We start from the raw sequence: 3,613 nt of genomic DNA, 5'->3' as shown, positions 1-3,613 counted from the left end.
CCTGGTAAAAATACAACTGAAATCTTGAAAGATTCAAGACATTCAATAGTATATCAGGCAATTACTGAAGCCTGTGGAATATTTGATTTTCAAGCCGAATGGTCGGTAATTCTTTCACCTCCAAAATCAACTTTATTTCAGTATACGCTTTGGAAAGTCGAGTATGTTGTAAAAAATAAAAATTGGGAACAATTCATGACACCTGAAAAACTTGAATGGTTGCAAAACATAAAATTATTGACAGGAAAAGAATTGAAAACTTATATAGCTACACATTGACAGCTTAATGGCTTGGATTAAGAAAAATGACCATATACCGAAAATTAAAGTAACAAAGTAACGGTTGAAATTGACTATGATGCAGAGTATAATCTTATTACAGAAGTAAGAAGTTTCAAATACGGTCAGAGTCTTGATAAGTATGCTGCAAAATTTCAAATAGAAACTGCGGTATTCTGTATCATTTTCCTTTAGATTATTTATTGTATTGTGCAATAAATAATTAATGTTCATTGGAATGATTTTTATCTAGGAAAAACAACAAAATATGAGTAATTTAAACAAAAGATTAAATATCTATGCTATGTCTAAAATTAATAGTGCTTTTCTGGAAAAATTAGATGAACTTAAAAATTTGAAAGATTCTGAACAAGTAAATAATACGTATTCATTGTATACGAATCAATATTTGATAGCTGATGAAGAACAAAGAAAATGGATGGATAAAAACGCCGACTATATTTTAAATAAAATCAAAACTTTAGAGAAGAAATACAATCATTTTGAGTTTTAATTAATATGCAATCTCTCCTTATACCAAAATAGTCAACTTTTATACAATAGATAAATTTTTGTTAAGGTTGTTCATGATGCTAAACATAACACCATAACAATAGTTAGAAGTTTTAAATATGGTCATAGTCTGGATAAGTATTTATCTAAATTCGTTTTAAAAGAATTTTATTTATTTTTAGCGGAATAAATATAATGGAAATACACACAATTGTGTTTGTTCCTTCATAGGCATTCATCAGGCTAAAAACATAATTAATCAACCAAGACTAGCATGAAAATTCTCAAATTAATTTTTCTAATCCTCCCCTATCTGTTAATGGGTCAAGTCAATCAAACCATGGATACATTAGAAAAAAATCAAACTGAAATAAAAGGAAAATTACTATATAAAATTGGATCTGAAGAGCCCTTCACAGGGGTAGTGATTTACTCATACGGTATTGGATTGCGTGGTAAATTCGTAGGTGAAGTGCAGACGTATACTAATGGTAAAGAGGTAATCTACGCACGTTGGGATTCTTTTAAAGATCACCAACTTGAAGAAACTTATGCCCTTCAAGGGGTTGAATGGGTACAGATTAGCTCGACCAATTACAGTAGTACCGGACAAAAACTATCGCACTATGATTATGAGAATGATATTGAAACGCATTGGTATGAAGATGGTAGTATAAAGGAGGAAATGGGAGAAGTTAATAATATACCTTACCATAAATTCTGGGATCGTAATGGAAATGAAATCATACCAATAAGTTCAAAACCTAAAAACTCTGCTCCTTTGTACAAGACAATACAGGGTCGTATCAATAACTTCGGTTTCATAGGTTACTTTCTATTATTGGTTACTACCATTGGTATACTGATTTTCAAATTGCAAAATGCAGAGCGCCCCCCCGTGATAAAAATCGTATTCATCATAGTATTTAGTTTACTTGCCTTGATAATAACCCTGAGATTGAACAATGAAATTAAATACATGAGTTATAATCGCTATGGGTTGTGGGGCACCGTGTTTGGTTCATTATCCTCAGTACTATATGTAATTCCCTTTTCATTTCAAACTATCGCCATCTTAATAGTATTAGTTGGAATCCGCAAAAAATGAAAGCATTATTATGACAATGGACAATTAAGTGAAATTAGACAATTTAAAAAAGGACAGTTTTCTGGAGTTTAGAAATATTACGATGAAAATGAAAAATTAATGAATACAGAAAACTTCGATAAGTAGTTAATTGATAATATTTTATATATTGATGAAATCAATGTTTTAAAAGTCATGATGAATCAGTTAATTTAATAGAAACAAAATACACCATAACTCATTATTAATATGATATTTATCAACAAAATTTTAAATTTCGCATTGTCATGCGGTCTGCTTTTTACAATTTTTTCATGTGAGGTAGAAGATTCTTTAGATAACGTCTTTCAATTTGCAGACCTCGAAGTATATGTTTCAGGTACCTTATCAGGAAACCCAAGAAGTGGACTTAAAGTAGCCATATACGATACAGAGGAAGATGCATTAAATGAAGTTAACGCTGTAACTTTTCCCCAAAGTACCAACAGTGATGGATTTGCTTTTTTTGAAAATCTAGAACCAGGATTTCGTTATTGGGTTAGAGTGGACACAACACTTATTCATAATATTAATCGCAGTCAATTACTCAGTATTGGATTTAATGAAATGAACATGACCATTCTTTAATCATTTAAAAAGTAGGTTTTGTTCAATATTTTAAAACTTTCTACTACTAGTATATGCCAAAAAACATTTCCTGTTAATATCGAAGAATAAAGCAAACCTCATTAACTCTTTATTAAATTGGTTCGACAAAAAAATATTAGGGGGATCTTGATAGAAGAAAAGTCCAACAGAAATGTTGGACTTTTTTGTTTTTGGATCCATAGTTCAAGAAATAAAATATTTTTTTTAAACTTTACTTACAAGTTTGTATCTTGGTGAAGTCACAAATTTAGTGTCTTTAAAAACCTCTTTTTAAATGTGTATCAACTAATCTAATTATATGAATAAAAAAACAATCAAAAAAGTATCTATCATACTTCTTATAATTATACTTGGAACTTCTGCTTACACCTATTCTAAAATTGTAGCTAACAATAAAGGCAGAGAGCTAGAATGCTTTAATAGCTTGCTGATTAAGTTAGAAAATGGGATTCAACCAGATTCAATTTTTCAAGAAGATTATGATAAACTTCAGCTATTGGTAGAATATAGTTTGGCAGCAAGAACTGAAATGCTTGAAGTTGTGAGCCAATTAAATATGGATAAAGATGCTCCAATAAGTAGTAGAGATTTATTGATTTTAAAACAAGGTTCGGAAAGCTATCTCGAAATTAGAGAAGATTTGCTGACCTTAGCTAATGCTTATGAATGTGCTGTTGATGTTGAAGATGCTACCCTTGATAATTTTAATATTGACAAAAAATTAAGGCTAAAAGGATTAATGCTTTCATTAGGAGCTGCACTAACCTTATATGATAATTATTTTATAGGGATTGTATTATTTGAGCAAGACAGTAGACTTAGAAGGCTTGTTAACGATCCGGATATGGGCTTTGGGCTTATGGAAAATAAGTTGGATGAAGTGACATTAAACGCTAATTCTATAGAAACACGTCACAGAGTAAGACGTGCTATTACCTTTTATGAAGAAGCACAGGAGGCTTTAGATGATTTTGATGAAGATTCTGATTATTCTTATTTAAAATTATTAATAGAGTCAAGCCCATCATATAATTATGTGAAAAAAATTAGAGTTAAAGAAGTAGCCTCTAAGAAATTTGTTGCTTT

Annotated in this window: 5 protein-coding genes; all 5 read left to right on the top strand. The window is 30.2% G+C overall.

The window, feature by feature from the left end; genetic code table 11:
• Positions 1-279 (top strand): hypothetical protein (locus AC15TD_RS13125; RefSeq protein ID WP_484452610.1); only part of this gene is annotated, 279 nt, incomplete at its 5' end.
• Positions 280-547: 268 nt separating this feature from the next.
• Positions 548-793 (top strand): hypothetical protein, encoded by a 246-nt coding sequence (locus AC15TD_RS13120; RefSeq protein ID WP_484452609.1) that lies wholly within the window; start codon positions 548-550, stop codon positions 791-793.
• Positions 794-1,216: 423 nt separating this feature from the next.
• On the top strand, positions 1,217-1,900 hold the full coding sequence (locus AC15TD_RS13115) for a hypothetical protein (RefSeq protein WP_484452608.1): 684 nt from the start codon (positions 1,217-1,219) through the stop codon (positions 1,898-1,900).
• Positions 1,901-2,128: 228 nt separating this feature from the next.
• On the top strand, positions 2,129-2,506 hold the full coding sequence (locus tag AC15TD_RS13110) for a hypothetical protein (RefSeq protein WP_484452607.1): 378 nt from the start codon (positions 2,129-2,131) through the stop codon (positions 2,504-2,506).
• 319 nt (positions 2,507-2,825) lie between these two features.
• The coding region (locus AC15TD_RS13105) for a hypothetical protein (RefSeq protein ID WP_484452606.1) at positions 2,826-3,613 on the top strand (788 nt) is incomplete at its 3' end.

This window comes from Yeosuana sp. (genome assembly GCF_057126245.1).
This window is presented reverse-complemented; position numbering and strand designations above follow the sequence as displayed.